Raw genomic sequence first — 20,370 nt, forward strand, 5'->3', positions numbered from 1 at the left:
TGACACTCTTAAAAAATAGCTATCGCCTGATAATGAGGCAAATACCCTTTGGGGTGCAACGTCTTACGAGGAGTGCCGACAAAACTGGCGAGACCCAAGAGTGACGCAAGTGCTGAAAGTGAGGCTCAAACAAAATCTTTTTTCAGGCGAGTGATAACCTTAAAGGCTGTTTTACAATAGAATAGACATAGAGCAATTGAGCGAACAGTAGTTATAGTTCAATCAAAACTTAGTTTATTGCTAAAATGAATTAACCGTAAAACAGTACCTTAACCCTACACCGCCGCTATGGACTTCAAAGACCAGGTTCGCCAACTCAGCGAACGCGTATCTCAGTTAAAAGATAACATCCACACCGAGGAGGCTACCAAGAATGCCTTCATTATGCCTTTTCTTCAAGTCCTCGGCTACGATGTATTTAATCCGCTGGAAGTCGTTCCCGAGTTCATCTGTGACATTGGTATCAAGAAAGGAGAGAAGATTGACTACGCTATCTTTAAAGAAGGACATCCGGTTATCCTAGTTGAATGCAAACACTGGAAACAGTCGTTGGACATTCATGATGGGCAGCTACTTCGTTACTTCCACGTCTCCAAGGCTAAGTTCTCTATCCTCACGAACGGGCTAATCTTTCGCTTCTACACGGATCTAGTGGATGCTAACAAGATGGATGAGAAGCCGTTCTTTGAATTCAATCTGGAAGCCATCAAAGACGGACAGATTGAAAAGCTAAAGGAGTTTCATAAGTCAAGCTTTGACGTTAATAGCGTTTATCAGTCAGCGTTTGAGTCTAAGAACTCTAATGAGCTACGGGCGTTGCTGCAAAAAGAGTTCAATGATCCGGGCGATGAGTTCACCAAGCATTTTGTCAAGCAGGTATATCCTACAGCTGTTACCGCAAAGGTACTGGAGTACTATAAGCCTCTTTTGAAGCGAACCATTGCCAACTTTATTAACGATACGCTAAACGACCGATTGAAGCTCGCGATTACCAATGATGACTCTTTGTCCTCATCGTCTGTGGTAGAGTCTACAAATGTGTCTAGTGAGGTTGTAGCTTTACCCTCAGTGCCAACTCAGGCCGATAAAGAGAAAGCGGAGATTGTTACCACAGAGGAGGAACTGGAAGGCTTCTATATTGTTCGGTCCATCCTTCGAACGAAGGTGCCTGCAGCTCGGATTACGCATCGTGATGCACTTTCCTACTTTGCCATCTTCCTGGACGATAACAACCGTCGACCCATCTGTCGCTTGTATTTGAATGCTCAGACGAAAAAGTATCTGGGAACATTTGATGCAGCTAAGAAGGAAACGAAGGTGGAGATTAAGTCGTTGGATGACATTTACAACTATGCAGCGGAACTAGAGGCTGTAGTAGGAGTGTATGCCAGTAGCAAAGTGAAGGAAGAGTAGCGTATATAGACTTTTGTCGGTTTAGTCAGTACCCTTTTAGGACTTAAACGCAAAAATCTAAAGCATCTGGCAACAACCGCTGGGTGCTTTTTGCATATATAGGTTTTTCTCCAACTTCGGAAAAACGACTTTTGTCAGTTTAGTCGGTACCCCTTCGGTACATTTTGACTAAAATTCAAAGGCTCCAAACCTCTTCAAGAAAGAGCCTCAGGGTACCTCATCACTGAATATGTTGGCTTGTTTGTTGGCTCATCAAGCAAAAAAGCACCTAGCAAATGAATGCTAAGTGCCTGATAATGAGGGTGGGCCCTGTAGGTTTCGAACCTACGACCAATTGATTATGAGTCAACTGCTCTAACCCCTGAGCTAAGGGCCCGATTTGACGCTTGATCGCCAAATGAACCGCAAGTTTACACTTTTTTAAAGCCTTTTGCAATGGCTGATTAAACCTTTTGCTTCTTTTTTGTTTCCAAGGCCCTGAACGTTAACAAAAACAGTCATGAAAAAACTTATTGCTTTCTTCGTTGCGGGCTTGTTGTCCACTACGTTGACTTTTGCTCAAAATGATCAGGGACGCTCGCCGGAAGATCGGGCTCAACGCCAAACGGAACAGCTAATCAAAGAACTGAATTTGTCTACCGAACAGGCAGAGAAAGTAAAAGCTTTGAGCGACGACCGGATGAAGCAAATGCAGGAAATGCGGGCGAACGGTGCTCGTCCCGATCGTCAGAAAATGCGGGAGTTACAGGAAAACTACGAAGCTAAACTGAAACCCGTTTTAACTACCGAGCAGTGGACGAAGTACGAGAAGATTCGCGAAGAGCAAAGAAATCGTATGCGGGATAGACGTCCCGGTGGTGGCAATTAATCCAAAGATAATCTTGGTAATAATGAGTAGGAACGTATTTTTATGCGTTCCTACTTTCGTTTTATCGAGGCGGCAGCCCCTCATTATGAATAAGAAAAAAGTACTTAACGATCCGGTCTATGGCTTCATTACCATTCCTGGTCATTTGATCTTCGACCTGATTGAACATCCTTACTTTCAACGCCTTCGGCGAATCAAACAATTGGGAATGGCTGAATTAGTCTACCCCGGAGCTCTTCATACCCGCTTTCACCACGCTCTGGGAGCCATGCACCTGATGGGTGAAGCGATTAGCACACTTAAAAGTAAAGGTCATCTGATTTCGGATCAGGAATGCGAAGCGGTTCAAATCGCGATCCTTTTGCATGACATTGGTCATGGGCCGTTTTCGCACGTGCTGGAACATACGTTATTGCATCATGTCTCGCACGAGCGAATTTCACTGTTGTTGATGAATGAACTAAATCAGGAATTCAACGGGGCTCTTGACCTGGCGATTCGGATGTTTTCGGGTCAGTACGAACGTCGCTTTTTTTATGACCTCATTTCCAGCCAGTTGGATATTGACCGACTGGACTACCTCAATCGTGATTGCTTTTTTACCGGAGTAACAGAAGGAAGCATTGGCTCAGAACGCATTGTAAAGCTGCTTGATGTGGTGGATAATCAGTTGGTTGTAGAGCAAAAAGGGGTCTATTCCATTGAAAATTTCCTGACGGCTCGTCGGCTGATGTACTGGCAGGTTTACCTGCATAAAACGTCCATTTGTGCAGAAACGATGTTGATTCAGCTCATTCGTCGGGCTCGTGAGTTGGTCCATGAAGGTCAAACGGTTTATGCGACGCCTGCTTTAGAGACGTTTTTGTATAACGAACCCAGCTTGCAGGACTTTCAAACGCATCCGCAATACATCAAGGCCTTTACCCGACTGGACGATTACGACATCTGGGCCTGCATTAAGCAATGGACGGTTCATTCCGATCGCTTGTTGTCCCATTTATCAACGATGTTACTGGATCGTAAACTTTACAAAATCCGCTTTTTTGATTCGGCCCCTTCGGAGGAAGTGATGGAAGATTTTCGAAAACGGGTGTTAGCTCTGCCCGGAGTTACTGAAGAGGAGTTACCCTATTTAGTAGTGCAGGGAGAAACGACTAATTCAGCCTATTTGTCCAGCCGTCAACCCATCCGCATTTTAACCAAAGATCGGGGTGTGGTGGACGTTTCGGAAGCTTCGGACTTACCGACGATTAAAGCCTTAAGTCAGATCGTCAGAAAATTTTACGTCGCTTATGCCATTCGTGGCATCTCCTGACGGATTTGAAGTTAGTATTAATTAGAGGTAATAGAGCTGGGTCGGTTCTCAGCAGAGCTTCCCCAGTTTTTATTAGGTGTAGCACCCATTACTAATTCCAGTATACCGCCAGCCAACAACTGATTGTGTGTAAGGAAGGTCTTCTGGAAGGGCTTACCGTTTAGTTTCGCCGACTGGATGTATATGTTCTTCGTTGAGTTACCTATCGCTTTTACCGTAAAATTTTTACCTTTGCCTACATCAATCGAAGCTTCCGTAAAGCTCGGACTACCGATTACGTATTCCGGGCGACCGGGACTAGCGGGGTAAAAGCCTAGCATGCTAAAAGCCAGCCAAGCCGACATTTGTCCCCCATCTTCGTTTCCTGATAATCCGCCGGGGCCGAGTCCGTATTCTTCACTTACCAGTTGGCGTACCCATTTTTGAGTTTTGTACGGCTCTCCTGCCCACGCGTAGAGGTAGGCGGTGTGGTTACCCGGTTCGTTCCCGTGCCAGTAATAACCCTTTTCAAACATGGTATCAAGTTTGGCGACGAATCGTTCACGACCGCCGAGTTGTTTGAGTAATCCGTGCACATCCTGCGGTACAAACCAGGTATACTGAGCGGGTGAACCTTCAGTAATGAAACTCACCCGAATAGCGAAAGGATCAAATTTTTCACTCCAGCGACCATCGGCATAACGACCGCGAGCCCAGCCCGTTTTCGGATCAATTACGTTCTGGTAGTTTAGAGCTCGTTTCATTAATGCCTGATAATCTTCGGTTTTATGCAAAGCTTTAGCCAGTTGTGCCAGGCAAAAATCATCATAAGCGTACTCTAGTGTGCGAGAGGTTTGCTCACGCTTGTGGAAGGCCTGCCAAACGGAATCTTCCAGCGGAATATAGTTGTATTTCAGATAACTTTCCATGCCCCGGCGGCCCTTCCCTGACTCATAACTCTTCACATCCCAATTGACTTCAAAAGCATTCTTTCTCAGATAGCTATAAGCCTTTTGAACGTCAAAATCTCGAATCCCTTTTACGTAAGCATCAGCAATGGCGGAGGTAACGTGATCGCCGGTCATGGCGGCAGTGTAATGGTTCCAACAGGGGAAAATGGGCATCCAGCCGCCTTGTTCCGCCATATGCGTGAACGACTGCATCAAGTCTGCCGAGCGTTTGGGCTCAAGTAATACGTGCAAGGGTAAGCCCGCCCGGAAGGTATCCCACATGCTAAAATCGCAGTAGTAATCGAATCCTTTGGCTGTATGAATGGTCGAGTCGTCCGCAAAGCCGGGGTAACGTCCGTCCACGTCCGAGTAGAGGCGGGGCGTAATTTTCGTGTCATATAGGGCGGTGTAAAAAAGACTTTTATTTTCCTCTGTTCCTTTCAACTGTACTTTCCCTAATTCCCGATTCCAGGCTTCTTCGGAAGATTCCTGTACTTTTTTGAAATTCCAGTCGGGAATTTCAGCCTTCAGATTTCGATACGCTCCTTCCAGGTCGGTGAAAGAAGTTCCAACGCGGGCAGTTACCTGCGTTGAAGCATTAGACGCAAACTGAATCAGAGCACCGACCGCTTCTTCTTTGAGGTGGGCTTTTACTTTCGTTTGGTTCATTTGAATGACCGTATTCTGCCAGGTGCCAAAAGCTTCAAAATCGGTATCAAACTGAATGACGAAGTAACCCCTGAAGCCCGCCGATTCACCCCAGCCCTGATAAATGCGATGAACGGGGTTGTAGCCTACAATTTCCCGACGTTCGGGGTGAATTTCAATAAATCCTTCCCCTTCGTCACTATTCGGTTCGATCAAAACGAAGTGGGTATCTTCATTCTGAAACTTGAATCGAAGAATTCCAGCCCGTGGCGTTGCCGTTAACTCCGTCTGGATTTGATAATCAGGTAAGTTGATGGAGTAAAACGAAGGAGTAACGATTTCATGATTATGAGAATAACTGGATTCAGGCCGTGTGGTAGCTTGGCCCGAGAAAGGCATCAGGGTTACCGTACCGTAATCCTGCACACAAGAGCCATTAAGCCAGTGCGAGCCACGAAAACCATTGATTTTAGTATCGGTATAGTAATAGGGAGCGATACATTTAGTTTCGGTGCGACGGGTTTGAGGCGTCCAGCTAGTCATACCGTGAGGATGACCGATGGCGGGAGATATCTGCCCTTTCAATTCGCTTCCGGCCTCGCTGTGTCGCTGGGCGGAAAGGGTAGTGCTGGGAGCTGAGCCAATCAGCGGATTGACGTATTGTACAGGCGATTTTTGCTGAGCCCAGGCCGAAAAACAACTGAAGCTTAACCAGATATAGAAAAATTTCATAGAAAAAAATAGCAAAGCATCAGGTTATAAAAGAGTGACGATGAACGAGACAAAAATCCCTGTGATAATGATTTATAAAGTTTTGATATTTGCCAAATACACCAAATTCAATTTTATAAAAGCATGACAAGCAAAGGGTTTTATCTCAGAAATGAATCATACCCTAGCGAAATGCCTATATTTACCTCACCAATTCAAAGTGATTTTGAAAATCATCGATAAACTTAACTTATGATGAAAAAAACGGTCATAATGGCCCTGATGTGCCTGCCCGCTTTGAGCTGGGCTCAAAGTGGTGCTTATACGCTAAAAGGCAAAATGGGACAACTGAATGCTCCTGCCAAGGCTTATTTACGTTATGTGAAGGATTCCAAATCGCAGTTGGATACAGCCGTGATTAAAAATGGAGTTTTTGAATTTAAGGGTTCGGTGGCGAATCCTCAGAAGGCTATGCTCTTCGTGGATGCGAAAAACAAAGGCCTGCGTCAAGTGGGTCGGGATCATATTGTGTACTTATACCTGGAACCTGGAACGATTAATGTGCAAAGTCCTGATTCGGCGGTGCATGCGAGCGTGAAAGGCCCGGCGGTTAATACCGAAAACGAAAAACTGAAAGCATCTTTGAAGGTTTCGAGTGAGAAAATGGCTGCATTGATGGCTGATTATCAGAAAGCGACGCCAGAACAACGCCAGTCAAAGGAGTTTGAAGAAGCGATTGATAAGCGTTACGAAGCCATTCAGGAAGAGCAGAAAGCAGTTAACGCTCAATTTATTAAAGCGAATCCGAAAAGTATAGTTAGTCTGGACGCTTTGCAGGATGTGGGCGGTTCCGTGCCTGAATATGCAGACGTAGAGCCTTTATTCAGAACGCTTGCTCCCGAAGTAAAAAATACGGAAGCGGGTAAGGCTTACGCCAAAAAGCTGGAAACTATGAAGGCGACGGCGATTGGTGCCGTAGCTCCGGCTTTTACGCAGGCAGATACGACAGGCCGTCTGATTTCTCTGGCTGATTTTAAAGGGAAGTATGTATTACTGGACTTCTGGGCAAGCTGGTGCGGTCCCTGCCGTCGTGAGAATCCGAATGTGGTAGAAAATTTCCAGAAGTATAAAGATAAAAACTTCACCGTTCTCGGTGTTTCACTGGATCAGCCTGGAGCGAAAGAAGCTTGGCTGAAGGCCATCCATAAAGATAATCTAACCTGGACGCACGTGTCGGATCTTCAGTTCTGGAACAATGAAGCGGCAAAATTATACGGTATTCAGGCCATCCCTCAGAACTATCTCTTAGATCCTCAGGGTAAAATTATCGCTAAGAATATTCGCGGTAAGGCTTTGGGCGATAAACTGGCTGAGGTATTATCAGCGAGTAACTAAATATCAGCTATAATTCTAAAAAACAAGGCTGGCCAAATCAATGAAGTGCCCCCCAAAAGTTTTTGTCCAACTTTTGGGGGGCACTTCAACATACAGCCCCTTTTTATTTATTGAATAGCTTCTACTATAAATCAGCAAAAGCTCCTTTGCTTTCTGCACGTTTACGCTCGTTTTCGTCGAGGTAAATTTTACGCATACGCATCGATTTTGGAGTAATCTCCAGGTATTCATCTTTCTGGATGTATTCCATTGAATCTTCCAGTGAGAAGTTAACCTTAGGAATGATCCGAACGCTGTCGTCAGAACCTGACGCACGCATGTTCGTTAATTTCTTGGCTTCCTGTAAGTTTACTACGATGTCGTTGTTACGGTTGTGCTCACCTACTACCATACCTTCGTAGATTTCCTCGCCCGCATCGATGAAGAAGCGACCGCGATCCTGAAGTTTATCGATGGTGTAAGCCGTAGCCGTTCCCGTTCCTTTTGAAATGATTGAACCGTTAATACGACCAGCAATGGGGCCTTTGAAAGGTTCGTACGACTTAAAGCGGTGCGTCATTACAGCTTCACCAAATGTAGCTGTTAACACATCCGAACGCAGACCAATCAGACCACGTGAAGGAATGTTGAATTCCAGGTGTTGCACGTCACCTTTAGGTTCCATAATCATCAGCTCACCCTTACGTTGGGTTGCTAATTCGATTACTTTACCAGCCGTTTCTTCAGGAACGTCTACTACCATTAACTCGATAGGCTCGTGACGAACGCCATCGATGTCTTTGTATAATACCTGGGGCTGACCTACCTGCAATTCATAACCTTCCCGACGCATCGTTTCAATCAGAACTGACAAGTGGAGGATTCCACGACCAAATACTAAGAAACGGTCTTCACTATCGGTTGGTTGTACGCGTAAGGCCAGGTTTTTCTCGATCTCTTTGTACAGACGATCGCGTAAGTGACGAGACGTTACGAATTTACCTTCTTTACCGAAGAAAGGTGAGTTATTAATCGTGAAAAGCATACTCATCGTAGGCTCATCTACCGCGATACGATCCAGCGGCTGAGGATTGTCGTAATCAGTAACGGTATCACCAATTTCGAAATCTTCCAGACCTGTAATGGCACAGATATCACCGGCACCTACTTCTGCTACTTTCGCACGGCCTAAACCTTCGAATACCTGAAGTTCTTTGATACGAACGCGTTTCACGCTTCCGTCTGCTTTACAAAGACCCATCGAAGCACCTTCTTTCAGCGTTCCCTGGAAAACACGACCGATGGCAATACGACCCGTGAATTGCGAGAAATCTAAAGAAGTAACCTGCATCTGAGGAATACCTTCGGGTTGAGGAGCAGGAGGAACGCTTTCGATGATCGCGTCTAACAGAGGACTGATGTCTTCCGTTTTATTGCGATAATCAGTGCTCATCCAGCCACCTTTACCTGAACCAAACAGGGTTGGGAAGTCTAATTGATCTTCCGTAGCACCCAGGTTGAACATCAGGTCAAATACGTTTTCCTGAACTTCTTCAGGACGGCAGTTTTCTTTATCTACCTTGTTCACAACCACAATTACCTTCAAGCCTAAAGAGATGGCTTTCGATAATACGAAACGGGTCTGAGGCATTGGACCTTCGAAAGCATCGACGAGCAAACATACGCCGTCGGCCATTTTCAGTACGCGTTCTACCTCACCCCCGAAGTCGGCGTGACCTGGAGTATCGATGATGTTGATTTTAACGTCTTTGTAACGAACTGATACGTTCTTTGAAAGAATCGTAATTCCGCGTTCGCGTTCCAGATCGTTGTTGTCGAGAATCAGGTCGTTGAATTCCTGGTTTTCCCGGAAAAGTTTGCTGTAGTGGATGATTTTATCCACCAATGTGGTTTTGCCGTGGTCAACGTGGGCAATAATGGCAATGTTACGGATGCTTTGCATCGGAGAAGAAAGTTTTCTGATGTCGTTGTTTCAATTATCCGCAGCGTGTACCATCGGTGCCATGCACCACCTGCCATTCCATTCTATGAATCACAGATCTTTAAGTTTACGGATAACCGTCAATGAAAATGCCCGCAAAATTAGAAATTTTCCGGCTTTAAATCACTATCTTCCTGAATAATAATTTATTAGAGAAAGTTCCCTCCCCTAAAATATTACTCCTTAAGTTCTATACAAACCTTTTTGAATCAAATTTTGTATGACTATTATATCCTTCATCTTATTTCCATCTCCATGAATTTTACCCCTTTAAAATATCGGTTTGTAGCCGCTAATGAACAAGCCGCTCAGCGTTATACCCTTGTCCTGCTGCATGGTACGGGTGGCGATGAGAATGATCTCATTCATCTGGCGGAAGAGTTAACCGAAGGTCAAACCAACCTGCTGGGATTTCGCGGTAACGTTCTCGAAAACGGATATACGACCCGCTTTTTCCGCCGCATGGGAACGGGCATTTTTGATCACGCCGACCTCCATTTTCGAACGGAAGAGCTGGTAAGTAGTTTGCAGGACATTGCTAGCAAACTTGGTTTTGATCAAAGTAAGTTAATCGCTCTGGGTTATTCCAATGGTGCTAACATTGGTGGAGCTATTCTTCAGAAGTACCCTACCTTACTAAGCGGAGCCGCTTTCTGGCGGCCTATGTTACCCTTGCCCGAAGAAAAACCACTGGAATCTAATAAAGCTCCGGTATTATTAACTTCCGGCAGTTCGGACCCTTATTATCAGCCCAAAGCCATGAAAGATTACGAACATCTGCTGGAAACGGCAGGTTTTCAGGTACAGCATGAGCTCATTCCAAGCAGTCATAACTTAACGCAGAAGGACTTGCAGTTAACGAAAGAATGGCTTAAAAAGCATTTTGACATTTAACAAAACAAGCGACGAAGTTTAGTCGCCTTTTTTGTTCTACCCGCGGTACCTGCAGTCGCTCGGCTCTAGCCGAGTGACTACTTAGCTGTAGGCCTCTGGCCGGTAGAAAGCAAACCCATAACGGGCCAGAGAACACCTTTCCCCAACAGAAATAGGCTTGTGAACATCGGCCAGAGGCCTACCAGTTTATAGCATCACTCGGCTCTAGCCGAGCGACTGCGGAGGGTAGATGTATTTTTTCTATAATGTAGAGACGCGACTTTATGGCGTATGGGTAAAAGGCGGTTTTCGGTACCTTTGTGGGATTATAAATCCCTTACAGATCGCTTTCGAATTGCAAATCCTAAAGAGCAATAATAAGCTTCTTCGTTCTCTAATAACCGTTAGGAATTAGCAAAAGAACCCTTCTGAAATGAGAAGAGCGACCCAATTGGGTCACTCTTCTCGTTAATTCACAAACTTCACACCGCCGTAATTAGAGACAATCCGTACGTTACTCCCTCCTTTGCCCACTTTGCCTCTGTAGACTTTGGTGCTTTTAGGTACGTATCGCTGGCGGGTATCGTCGGTTCCGTCGTCCTTGACTTCAAAATTGATTGGTAAGGCATTGGGATACCCAAAATTGGCGTAGGTTACCGTTACGTCGAAGTCCATATCCTGATTGTCACGGACGGGTAGACGAACGGTGGTATAATTACAACGAACGTCAAGATTCTTCACCGAATTCGTTAAAACGGGTAGCTGAAGATTATCAGAATAGTTAATATTCAACCGTCCCTGCTCTTTCAATTTACCAATTTTCCCCTTTGAATACTGAATCGTTGCATCCAGATCGGAGACTTCTTCCAGCATCAGCGAACCATAGTTAATAATCAATCGCAGACGATCTGCTTTATCCAGTTCCAGTTTCGAATATTGAATTCTCAAATTACCTTCATTCAACTGACGAATCACAGCTTTTCCATAATCCACCCGAATCTCATTATCGGTATTCATTAACCGATCTGCCACAAAATCACCGTACTGGGTATTAACCCGTAAAGGAGCTGAAAAATCCGCCAGAGTAGCATTGGCAAAACGGCTTTGCAGATCCAGTGGCATGTACTTGGGCATATACACTACATAGCTGATTTTCACGCCCCGCGTCTTGCCATCGCTTTCGTTCGAACGTCCCCAGTTTCGCCAGTTCCAGTTATCACTTTTAGGTTCGTTATACCGGGTTTCCAGACGGATCTGGTTACTCGTGCGGGCTTCGTCAATGCCAATGGCTTCGATAAACCGTTGAGCTTCTTCGTCATCTTTACCATAACCAATGATGACAATCTCAGCCCGGACTTCGTTTTTATCCCAGATATTAATCTTTGTTTCACCGTGCTGATTCGAAACAAACAGGCGATCCCGCTGCGATACGCTGAAAGATTTAACGATACTGCGTTTACGTTCCGAAAGAGTTCCGGTCTGGTCAAAAGCCAGCAGGGGCAGTACCCAAAACAAGGCCAGGCCCACTCCGCTAAATAGTCTTCTCATGGCTAGGTTTGGATATTTTTTGAATAATTTGTAATTGACGATTCAGGATATCAAGCTGCATTTGTAAATTTTGGATCATAGCTTCTACGATTTCTTCCTGATTAGGGGTCTGGGATAATTCCGAACGCAAATTCTGATAATCAACTTCTAACCGTTGAATTTCACCCGCAAATTCTTTGTACAATTGAGGATTTGATCCTTCAATGGACTTAATTTCAGCCCGTTTGGTTTCGATCAGAGAAGCATAACGAAAGGCCATTTTACCTTCTTCTGGACTAACTTCTGCAATAATTGGGTCAGTATGGCTAGGTTTGATCGCATAGTGACCCGCGAAAAATCCCAACCCCAGCAAGAAGATGATGCCCGCTGCGATGCCCCAGTTTTTGCCGGTAAATGCCTTACTCCAAATTGATTTCTGTTTTCCCAGTGGAATGATTTTCGTTTCCTCCTCCGCTGGAATTATGACTTCGGGTAGTCGCCGCTCAATCTCGGCCCACAGGCCCAGCGGCGGCTCGAAAGAATCAAAGTCCTCCCGATTATCCCGAATAAAACGTTCAATACGATCTTTTTTCATGGGTATTAATGGCTCTTGATTACTAACAATTTATCTTGAAATAATAACTGGACAAGCATCCAGCTTATTCCATTAATAACTCTACTAATTTGCGTTTGGCCCGCATATACTGCGTCCGCGAGGTTGATTCCGAGATATTCAATATGTTGGCAATCTCTTCGTGGTCATACCCTTCCAGCAGGTATAAACTCAGAACCGTTCTGAAACCATCGGGTAATTGCTGAATGCCCAAACGTACGCGTTCTATCTCCCAATCGGTTTCCTCCTGCGGAATACTTACTTCTTCGCCCACCGAGTCGGCTTCTTCCACATCAACCCATTCCAGCTTACGTTGGCGTAGCTGATTGATGGCTCGGTTAACGACGATCTGCTTCAGCCAGGCCCCGAAGGTGCTGGTTTGCCGGAAGTCATGAATTTTCTGGAACGCGTCCAGAAAGGCTTCCTGCAAGACATCTTCGGCCTCGCCCATGTGATTCAGGATTCGCATGCACACGTTGAACATCGACTTCGAGTACAGCCGATACAGCTCGTACTGAGCCTTACGGTCACCCCGTTTACAGGCTTCAACAAGTGAGTAATGCCGATCTATGTACAAAGTCTGCTCCAAATGATTTCAAAAAGACAGGTAGGTTCCGGGTTTTATAGAAATTGATTCAATTACCCCTCTATCCTATCATTTCTCTCTTCTTCAGCCCTTTACACAAAATGACTTGCTCTGCTTTATTGAATCAATTTCGAGGGAAAGACAAGCTCTTCTTCTGAAATGTTGCATGTAACTTTTATAATTTTTCCATTTTCACAGATGGACTATCGTACTTTTAACCAGCACAGTTAATTCGAGTCAAATCGTACCTATACCTAACAAACTGGTAACCAGTGTATTTACATATATTCTTTTGCTGCTTAAAGAATATATACTTCTTTAAAATTTTTAGCTTAAAAATTGGCCTTGACTATTTTGATATGAAACCAGCCACCTATTGGATTGAGAAATACCAGATGCAAGCACACCCCGAAGGGGGTTATTTTGCCGAAACGTACCGTTCGACGGAAACCATTGCCCAAAGTGCCTTGCCCGGTCGTTTTACGGGCGACCGTCATTTAAGTACAGCCATTTATTTTTTACTAGAAAGTCATCATTTCTCCGCTCTGCACCGCATTCAGTCCGATGAAGTCTGGCACTTTTACGCGGGTGGTGCACTGGAAGTTTTCGTATTTGATACCGATGGTCATCTGGAAATCATTCGTCTCGGTTCGGATCCTGACAAAGGCGAAGTCTTTCAGGCCGTTGTTCCGGCGGGGTATTGGTTTGCTTCACGTCCGGCGGCAGGAACGACGTATGCACTGGTAGGCTGTACAGTCGCTCCCGGGTTCGACTTTGTAGATTTTGAGTTATCCACTCATCAAACCGTTATTTCGACGAATCCTGCGTATCAAACACTCATTCAAGAACTTACGCATTCATAATCGGGACTATGCCCATTGTAACCAAACTGAATCACCCCTTCATTTATCTTCTCCGCTGGCTAGGGTTAAATGCTCTCGTTGGAACACTAGTGGGTTCAGCTTCTGCCTTTTTTCTGGTTTCGCTCGATGCCATAACGCAGTATCGGGAAAGTCATTTATGGATCATTGCTTTACTACCACTGGGTGGTTTTCTCGTCGGGGCCATTTACCATTACTGGGGAGAAAGCGTCGTGAAGGGTAATAACCAGCTCATTGAAGAATGGCAGAATCCCACGAAAATCATTCCCTTTAAAATGGCTCCACTGGTGTTAATAACCACCTTGTTGACCCATGTATTTGGCGGATCGGCAGGGCGGGAAGGTACGGCTGTACAGATGGGAGGGGCCATTGCCGATCAGTTTACCAAACTTTTTAAGTTATCGAACATTGACCGAAAAACGCTGTTAGTGACGGGTATTAGTGCAGGTTTCGCCTCCGTTTTTGGTACTCCGCTGGCCGGCACCATCTTTGCTCTGGAAGTTTTCATCATTGGGCAATTAGGTTACGAAGCTCTCATTCCCAGTTTATTAGCTGCCTTATTTGCCGATCAAACCTGCCATTGGTGGGGCGTTGGGCATACGCATTATGCCATTAATCTGGTTCCGGCTTTTAGTGTCAGCTTATTTATAAAGATTGCCTTAGCCAGCATGGCCTTTGGGCTGATTAGCAGGCTTTTCGCGGAGTTAACCCATTTCTGGGCCAGACAAGTAAAAACCTACATTAGCTTCCCCCCTTTTCGTCCCATGCTTGGCGGCATTTTTATCGCTTTAGCCATCTGGCTTTCGGGTACAACGAAATACATCGGACTCGGCATCCCTACCATCGTGTCTTCCTTTCATGATCCTCTGCCCTGGTACGACTGGATTATGAAAACGCTTTCCACGACGTTTACGCTGGGCGTTGGCTTTAAGGGTGGCGAAGTAACGCCCCTATTTTTTATTGGAGCAACGTTTGGGAATGCTGCCGCTCAGTTTCTTCAGTTACCTGTGGGGTTAATGGCCGGAATTGGTTTTGTAGCTGTTTTCGCTGGAGCATCTAATACCCCGCTAGCCAGCACGATCATGGGTATTGAGCTTTTCGGAACAGAGAGTGCCCCTTACCTGGCTCTCGCCTGTTTCATTGCTTATCTTTTTTCGGGTAACGCCGGGATTTATCGCTCGCAGAAAATCGGTAGTGGGAAGTTTTAGTTATTAGCTTTAAGTAAACTTTCGGGAAGTTAGTACATCCTGAAAAAACCGTAAACTATTTACTTTTGCGTGATTACCTGAACCGCATAACGCTGATGAATTGCTATGAAATACCTTTTCTTATTGCTCTTATTAGGTTTTGCGGCCCGTACGAATGCTCAGAATATGCTTCAGCAACTTTTTGATTCTCACGAAACTTTTAAAGAAAAAGCCTTAACCGAACGCCGGTTTACCCATAAAGACATCATCCCTTTGCTGAATGCGGCGAAAGCTAGCTTTGAAGTAAAACAGGTAGGTACTTCCACCGAAGGCCGTAGTCTGCATATGGTTAAGATCGGCACGGGACCAACGAATGTGTTACTTTGGTCACAAATGCACGGAGATGAGGCTACAGCCACCATGGCCATTTTTGATCTCTTCCGTTTTTTCTCTGCCTCTAACGATGCTTTCGACGATTTACGTAAAGAAATTCTGGAGAAAACGACCTTATACTTCGTGCCCATGCTGAATCCTGACGGAGCGGAAACCTGGACCCGGAGAACCGCGTTAGGGATAGACATGAATCGTGATGCCTTGCGTTTACAAACCCCGGAAGGCCAGTTACTCAAGTCGCTTCAGCAAAGCATTCAGCCGACGTTTGCCTTTAATCTGCACGATCAGGAACCCCGGTATTCGGCGGGTAAGACGAAAAATCTGGCTACGATTTCTTTTCTGGCTACGGCCTATAATGAAGCCCGGGAAGTCAATGACGTAAGGAAACGTTCCATGCAGTTAATCGTTTCGCTGAACCGGAATTTACAGCAGTTCATTCCTAATCAGGTTGGACGTTTTTCGGACGAATTTGAACCTCGTGCTTTCGGAGATAATATTCAGAAATGGGGTAGTTCACTCGTTTTAATCGAGTCGGGTGGTTATGCGAATGATCCTGAAAAACAGAAAATTCGCCGACTGAACTATGTAGCGTTATTAAGTGGTTTGCACACCATCGCTTCTGAAAGTTATGCCAAAGAAGCCATTGAAGACTACGAAACCATTCCTGAAAACGGACGTTCGCTGTTTGACCTGATCATTCGAAACGTGACGGTTATTAAAAACAATAAACCCATTCTAATGGATATTGCTATTAATCGTCGGGAACTAGCGGTTTTTAATCGGCCTGAAAAATGGTACGTTCGCGGAACGGTGGAAGAACTCGGCGACTGCTCCGTTTTCTTCGGTACCCAGGAAATCGACGCGACGGGTTTACGCCTGGAAACGGACGTAAAAATGGGCAGTAAAGCCGATTTTATTCTAAAATCAGCCAAAGGAGTCGTTACCTATAAAATTGAAAATGGATGGGTTAAATAGGGGCCGAATTTGGTCGTTCGCCACTGGCACCTCTATTTTGCAGTATTCCGTATAAAGCCAACCGCTGTTTATGTTTCAAAGTGCAGATCAATATCAATTTCTGGAAAGTGTATTACTCGAAACGCTGGGCTTTCAGCCCGAAGTTCGGGAGTTCCAGTTCATCTATGGCGGTAATTTCAACCTCGCGGCCAAAGTACTAACGGCTGAAGGTTCTTTTTTTATTAAATGGAATCAGGGCGATCATGAAGGCATGTTCGAAAGCGAAGCCCGGAGTCTGAATCGCCTGCGGCAAACGGATGTCCTGACCATTCCCGCCGTGCACGGATACGGTCAGCGAAGTGATGGTTCTTACCTGATGATGGATTTTCTGGAATCGAGTCCGCAACTTTCGAACTACTGGACGGACTTTGGCCAGAAGCTAGCTCAGCTTCATCGGGTTACTACTGAAAAGCACGGGCTGGAATTCAATAATTACATCGGAGCTCTGCCTCAGCAAAATGAGTGGATGGATTCGGGAATTGACTTTTTCGTAGAAAACCGGCTGAAAGTACAAGCCGGGCGGGCCTTATATGAAGGTAAGCTTTCGAATAAGTTATACGATCAGTTTCTGAAGTTTTGTGAGAAGTTACCCAATCTTATTCCCAACGAAAAGCCAGCTTTATTACACGGCGATCTCTGGAGTGGTAACGTCATGACGGGTGCCGATGGAGCTGTAGCCCTGGTTGATCCAGCTACCTACTTTGGATTGAGGGAAGCTGAAATTGCCTTTACCACCATGTTTGGCGGTTTTGATACCAGTTTCTACACGAGTTATTACGAAGCCTTTCCGGTTGAACCCGGCTTTAACGACCGTATTCCTTTGTATAATTTATATCCTCTACTTGTTCATGTAAACCTCTTTGCGGGAGGTTACTTAACAGCCGTTGAACGGATTTTGCGAAAGTATTAAGGCCAGGTTTTCCATTGGCACTCCCTAATATGGTCTGAGCCAATGATTTTCTTTACTACATTGACCTCTAGCAAAAAACCGTTTTTCAAACGAAAACCCTAAGCCCTGCCGCTGCCAGCGGAAAAGCTGGCAGCACAACCCAATGGGCAAGCTATTGCTGCCAGCAAAAAAGCTGGCAGCGGCACTCACTAATATGGGCGGAGTCAATGATTTTCTTTACTACATTGACTTATAGCAAAAACCGTTTCTCAAACGAAAAACCTAAACCCTGCCGCTGCCAGCTTTTCCGCTGGCAGCACAACCCGATGGGCAAGCTATTGCTGCCAGCAAAAAAGCTGGCAGCGGCACTCACTAATATGGGCGGAGTCAATGATTTTCTTTACTACATTGACTTATAGCAAAAACCGTTTCTCAAACGAAAAACCTAAACCCTGCCGCTGCCAGCTTTTCCGCTGGCAGCACAACCCGATGGGCAAGCTATTGCTGCCAGCAAAAAAGCTGGCAGCGGTACTCCCTAATACAGCTGGTCAAACGATTCGCTTAACCTTATTCATATCATAAACCAAACCTGTTTCCCAAAAGCAAAAACATAAGACCTACCACTGGCAGCAAAACCCCGTCCTTTCCAGTAATAGAAAAGCTGGCATAGACAGATCATAAATTCCTTTATTCAAAAAACAAGGCTGACCAATTGATTGAAGTGCCCCCCAAAAGTTGGACAAAAACTTTTGGGGGGCACTTCGTGCGGAGTCAGCCCCCTTTTTTATGGGCCTACCGCAGGGATGTTTGAATTAATCCCGAAACCAATAACTAGTTGGAAGAGATCAGTTGTATTTTTGCCAATTCGAGTATTACCCCTATGCAAGAATCAGGTCAGCTTTTGAATCAGGAAAAATTCGTCCATCTGGATTATTTTGAACGGATCGCCTCTAGTCAGGTCTCTTACCGTCGTAAGAAGAAATACTATTGGGATGAGATTACCCATTACTGCAATTACTTCTCCCACGAAGATTTGTCGGTTTTAGAGGTCGGATGTGGCACTGGAGAGCTTCTGGGGCAGATCAGAGGCGAACGCAAAACGGGTATTGACTTCAGCGAAGGCATGATTCGGGTGGCTCGTCAGCAGTTCCCAGACGTACGTTTTGAGGTAATGACAGCCCAGGAAATCCACTTGAATGAGACCTACGATCTTATTATTCTGTCTAATCTGATTGGTTACATTGATGACGTTCAGGCTCTTTTTGAACAGCTGCGACCGCTGTGCCATGATCGCACAAAAATCATTGTTAACTACTATAATTTCCTCTGGGAGCCTTTCCTGAAATTTGCTGAGTGGTTAGGGTTGAAACGAAAAACTCCCCGTCAGAACTGGCTTTCCCGCATGGATGTGGACAATTTGCTAAATCTGGCCGGATTTGATGTGTACCGGAACAGTTTGCGAATGTTATGTCCTTTCTATATTCCGCTGATTTCTACGTTTCTCAATAAATACGTAGCCAAACTGCCGATTATCAGGCATTTATCCATTAATCAATACAGTTTTGCCAAGCCACTCAAGGAAGTGGAGCAGTGGGAAAACCGCTTTTCAACGAGCATCGTTATCCCTGCTCGTAATGAAAGCGGAAATGTTGAAAATGCGTTGTTGCGAATGCCTAAATTTGGTAAGCATCAGGAGATTATTTTCGTAGAGGGTAACTCAACGGACGATACCTGGGCAACGATTCAACGCATAGCCGAGCAATACAAAGACCAATTTGATATTAAGATTCTTCAGCAGGATGGCAAAGGAAAAGGCAATGCCGTTCGAAATGGTTTTGCTGTGGCAACGGGTGATATCCTAATGATTCTTGATGCGGATTTAACCGTCCCGCCCGAAGATCTGCCCAAATTTTATAATGCCATTGCTTCCGGGAAAGGGGATTTTGTAAACGGCTCGCGGTTGGTTTATCCGATGGAAAAGAAAGCCATGCGTTTTCTTAACCTGCTAGGCAACAAATTCTTCAGCCTACTGTTTTCTTGGTTACTGGACAGACCGTTCAAAGACACGTTATGCGGAACGAAAGTGATTTTCAGGACGGATTATTACCGCTTAATAGAAAACCGCAAGTTCTTCGGAGATTTTGATCCTTTCGGAGATTTTGATCTGATTTTTGGAGCTTTCAAATTAAATCTCAAGATCGTGGAAGTTCCTATTCGGTATCGGGAGCGGACGTACGGGGATACCAATATTTCCCGGTTCAAACACGGTTTCATCCTTCTTCAAATGTGTGCCTTTGCGGCCCGCAAACTTAAATTTATTTAAGTCCGTTCACCTATCGTTTTAGCTGGTGAATCATGTATACCTATGTCGGATCTGCCTAAGATTTCTATTATAACGGTTGTTTACAACGGTGCAGCCACGATTGAAGATACCGTTCGCTCGGTTTTGTCGCAGGATTATCCTTCCATTGAGTATATCATTATTGATGGAGCATCCAAAGATGATACCCTGGCTCGTCTGAACCCCTACACAGACCGGATCGCTCAATTGGTAAGTGAACCCGATAAGGGCATTTGGGATGCTATGAATAAGGGATTAAAGCGAGCTACGGGCGATGTGATCGGTATTTTAAACTCAGATGATGTATATGCTCACAGTGGAGTGTTGTCCAAAGTAATGCAGACATTTGAGGCGAATCCGACGGCAGAGGCGGTCTATGGCAACCTGAAATACATGGATACCTCTCTGACTAAAGTAATTCGAAATTGGAAGTCGAGAGCGTATGACCAGACTTTTTTCGAGTACGGCGAAATGCCTCCGCACCCTACTTTTTTCGCCCGTCGATCTTTATATGATAAGATTGGTTACATCGACATGAACTTCCGCTTAGGAGCTGACTATGAGTTGACGTTCAGAGCTATGCGGGTTTATCAGTTACCTACCTACTGGGTCGATGAATGTTTGGTACATATGAGAATTGGGGGGGAATCTAATCGAAGTGTTAAAAACATTATTGATCAACACCGATTGAATATGAAGGCTTGGACAATCCATGGTTTAAAAGTTCCTTTGTCTTTTCATTATCGAAAGTTTTTGCATAGACTTAAACAGTTTTTATGATGCTTTCATGTAATATGTTAACTTTG

The 20,370-nt window shown here is 45.0% G+C and carries 17 protein-coding genes and 1 tRNA gene; 12 read left to right on the plus strand and 6 right to left on the minus strand.

Annotated features, from left to right (window positions below):
- Positions 1-288: 288 nt before the first annotated feature.
- Positions 289-1,413, plus strand: a complete 1,125-nt coding sequence (locus tag QE390_RS10075) for a type I restriction endonuclease (protein WP_307142036.1) — start codon at positions 289-291, stop codon at positions 1,411-1,413.
- Between the two features lie 303 nt (positions 1,414-1,716).
- Here the strand turns inward: QE390_RS10075 and QE390_RS10080 are convergent.
- Positions 1,717-1,789: transfer RNA gene (locus QE390_RS10080), tRNA-Ile, on the minus strand.
- Positions 1,790-1,912: 123 nt separating this feature from the next.
- On the opposite strand from QE390_RS10080, the gene QE390_RS10085 reads away from it, so the two are divergent.
- Positions 1,913-2,281, plus strand: a complete 369-nt coding sequence (locus tag QE390_RS10085) for a periplasmic heavy metal sensor (protein ID WP_106636861.1) — start codon at positions 1,913-1,915, stop codon at positions 2,279-2,281.
- Between the two features lie 85 nt (positions 2,282-2,366).
- Positions 2,367-3,596: an HD domain-containing protein gene (locus tag QE390_RS10090; protein ID WP_307142037.1), complete on the plus strand. Its 1,230-nt coding sequence runs from the start codon at positions 2,367-2,369 to the stop codon at positions 3,594-3,596.
- Between the two features lie 17 nt (positions 3,597-3,613).
- On the opposite strand, the gene QE390_RS10095 is transcribed toward QE390_RS10090, so the two are convergent.
- Positions 3,614-5,905: a GH92 family glycosyl hydrolase gene (locus QE390_RS10095; protein WP_307142038.1), complete on the minus strand. Its 2,292-nt coding sequence runs from the start codon at positions 5,903-5,905 to the stop codon at positions 3,614-3,616.
- Between the two features lie 231 nt (positions 5,906-6,136).
- On the opposite strand from QE390_RS10095, the gene QE390_RS10100 reads away from it, so the two are divergent.
- Positions 6,137-7,279: a TlpA disulfide reductase family protein gene (locus QE390_RS10100; protein WP_307142039.1), complete on the plus strand. Its 1,143-nt coding sequence runs from the start codon at positions 6,137-6,139 to the stop codon at positions 7,277-7,279.
- A 124-nt stretch (positions 7,280-7,403) separates the two neighbouring features.
- Here the strand turns inward: QE390_RS10100 and typA are convergent, their stop codons facing one another.
- On the minus strand, positions 7,404-9,221 hold the full coding sequence (gene typA / locus QE390_RS10105) for a translational GTPase TypA (RefSeq protein WP_106636873.1): 1,818 nt from the start codon (positions 9,219-9,221) through the stop codon (positions 7,404-7,406).
- Positions 9,222-9,515: 294 nt separating this feature from the next.
- On the opposite strand from typA, the gene QE390_RS10110 reads away from it, so the two are divergent.
- Positions 9,516-10,154 (plus strand): alpha/beta hydrolase, encoded by a 639-nt coding sequence (locus tag QE390_RS10110; RefSeq protein ID WP_307142040.1) that lies wholly within the window; start codon positions 9,516-9,518, stop codon positions 10,152-10,154.
- A 447-nt stretch (positions 10,155-10,601) separates the two neighbouring features.
- On the opposite strand, the gene QE390_RS10115 is transcribed toward QE390_RS10110, so the two are convergent.
- From QE390_RS10115 to QE390_RS10125, 3 genes are all read right to left on the minus strand, one after another.
- A complete protein-coding gene (locus tag QE390_RS10115) occupies positions 10,602-11,681 on the minus strand; it encodes a hypothetical protein (RefSeq protein ID WP_307142041.1) in 1,080 nt (359 codons plus the stop codon).
- A complete protein-coding gene (locus QE390_RS10120; RefSeq protein WP_307142042.1) occupies positions 11,665-12,255 on the minus strand; it encodes a hypothetical protein in 591 nt (196 codons plus the stop codon). Before QE390_RS10120 ends, QE390_RS10115 begins: the two co-directional genes overlap by 17 nt.
- A 64-nt stretch (positions 12,256-12,319) precedes the next feature.
- Positions 12,320-12,862: an RNA polymerase sigma factor gene (locus tag QE390_RS10125; RefSeq protein WP_307142043.1), complete on the minus strand. Its 543-nt coding sequence runs from the start codon at positions 12,860-12,862 to the stop codon at positions 12,320-12,322.
- Between the two features lie 356 nt (positions 12,863-13,218).
- On the opposite strand from QE390_RS10125, the gene QE390_RS10130 reads away from it, so the two are divergent.
- From QE390_RS10130 to QE390_RS10160, 7 genes are all read left to right on the plus strand, one after another.
- Positions 13,219-13,722 (plus strand): cupin domain-containing protein, encoded by a 504-nt coding sequence (locus QE390_RS10130; RefSeq protein ID WP_307142044.1) that lies wholly within the window; start codon positions 13,219-13,221, stop codon positions 13,720-13,722.
- A gap of 8 nt (positions 13,723-13,730) precedes the next feature.
- A complete protein-coding gene (locus tag QE390_RS10135) occupies positions 13,731-14,948 on the plus strand; it encodes a voltage-gated chloride channel family protein (RefSeq protein ID WP_307142045.1) in 1,218 nt (405 codons plus the stop codon).
- A gap of 105 nt (positions 14,949-15,053) precedes the next feature.
- Positions 15,054-16,295, plus strand: a complete 1,242-nt coding sequence (locus tag QE390_RS10140; protein ID WP_307142046.1) for a M14 family zinc carboxypeptidase — start codon at positions 15,054-15,056, stop codon at positions 16,293-16,295.
- A 70-nt stretch (positions 16,296-16,365) separates the two neighbouring features.
- Positions 16,366-17,244: a fructosamine kinase family protein gene (locus QE390_RS10145; RefSeq protein WP_307142047.1), complete on the plus strand. Its 879-nt coding sequence runs from the start codon at positions 16,366-16,368 to the stop codon at positions 17,242-17,244.
- Between the two features lie 206 nt (positions 17,245-17,450).
- Positions 17,451-17,642, plus strand: coding sequence for a hypothetical protein (locus QE390_RS10150; RefSeq protein WP_307142048.1), 192 nt, complete (start codon positions 17,451-17,453; stop codon positions 17,640-17,642).
- Positions 17,643-18,103: 461 nt separating this feature from the next.
- Positions 18,104-19,546, plus strand: coding sequence for a glycosyltransferase (locus QE390_RS10155; RefSeq protein ID WP_307142049.1), 1,443 nt, complete (start codon positions 18,104-18,106; stop codon positions 19,544-19,546).
- A 42-nt stretch (positions 19,547-19,588) separates the two neighbouring features.
- Positions 19,589-20,344: a glycosyltransferase family 2 protein gene (locus QE390_RS10160; protein WP_307142050.1), complete on the plus strand. Its 756-nt coding sequence runs from the start codon at positions 19,589-19,591 to the stop codon at positions 20,342-20,344.
- Positions 20,345-20,370 lie beyond the last annotated feature (26 nt).

It is taken from the genome of Siphonobacter sp. SORGH_AS_1065, from assembly GCF_030818595.1.
Lineage (GTDB): Bacteria > Bacteroidota > Bacteroidia > Cytophagales > Spirosomataceae > Siphonobacter.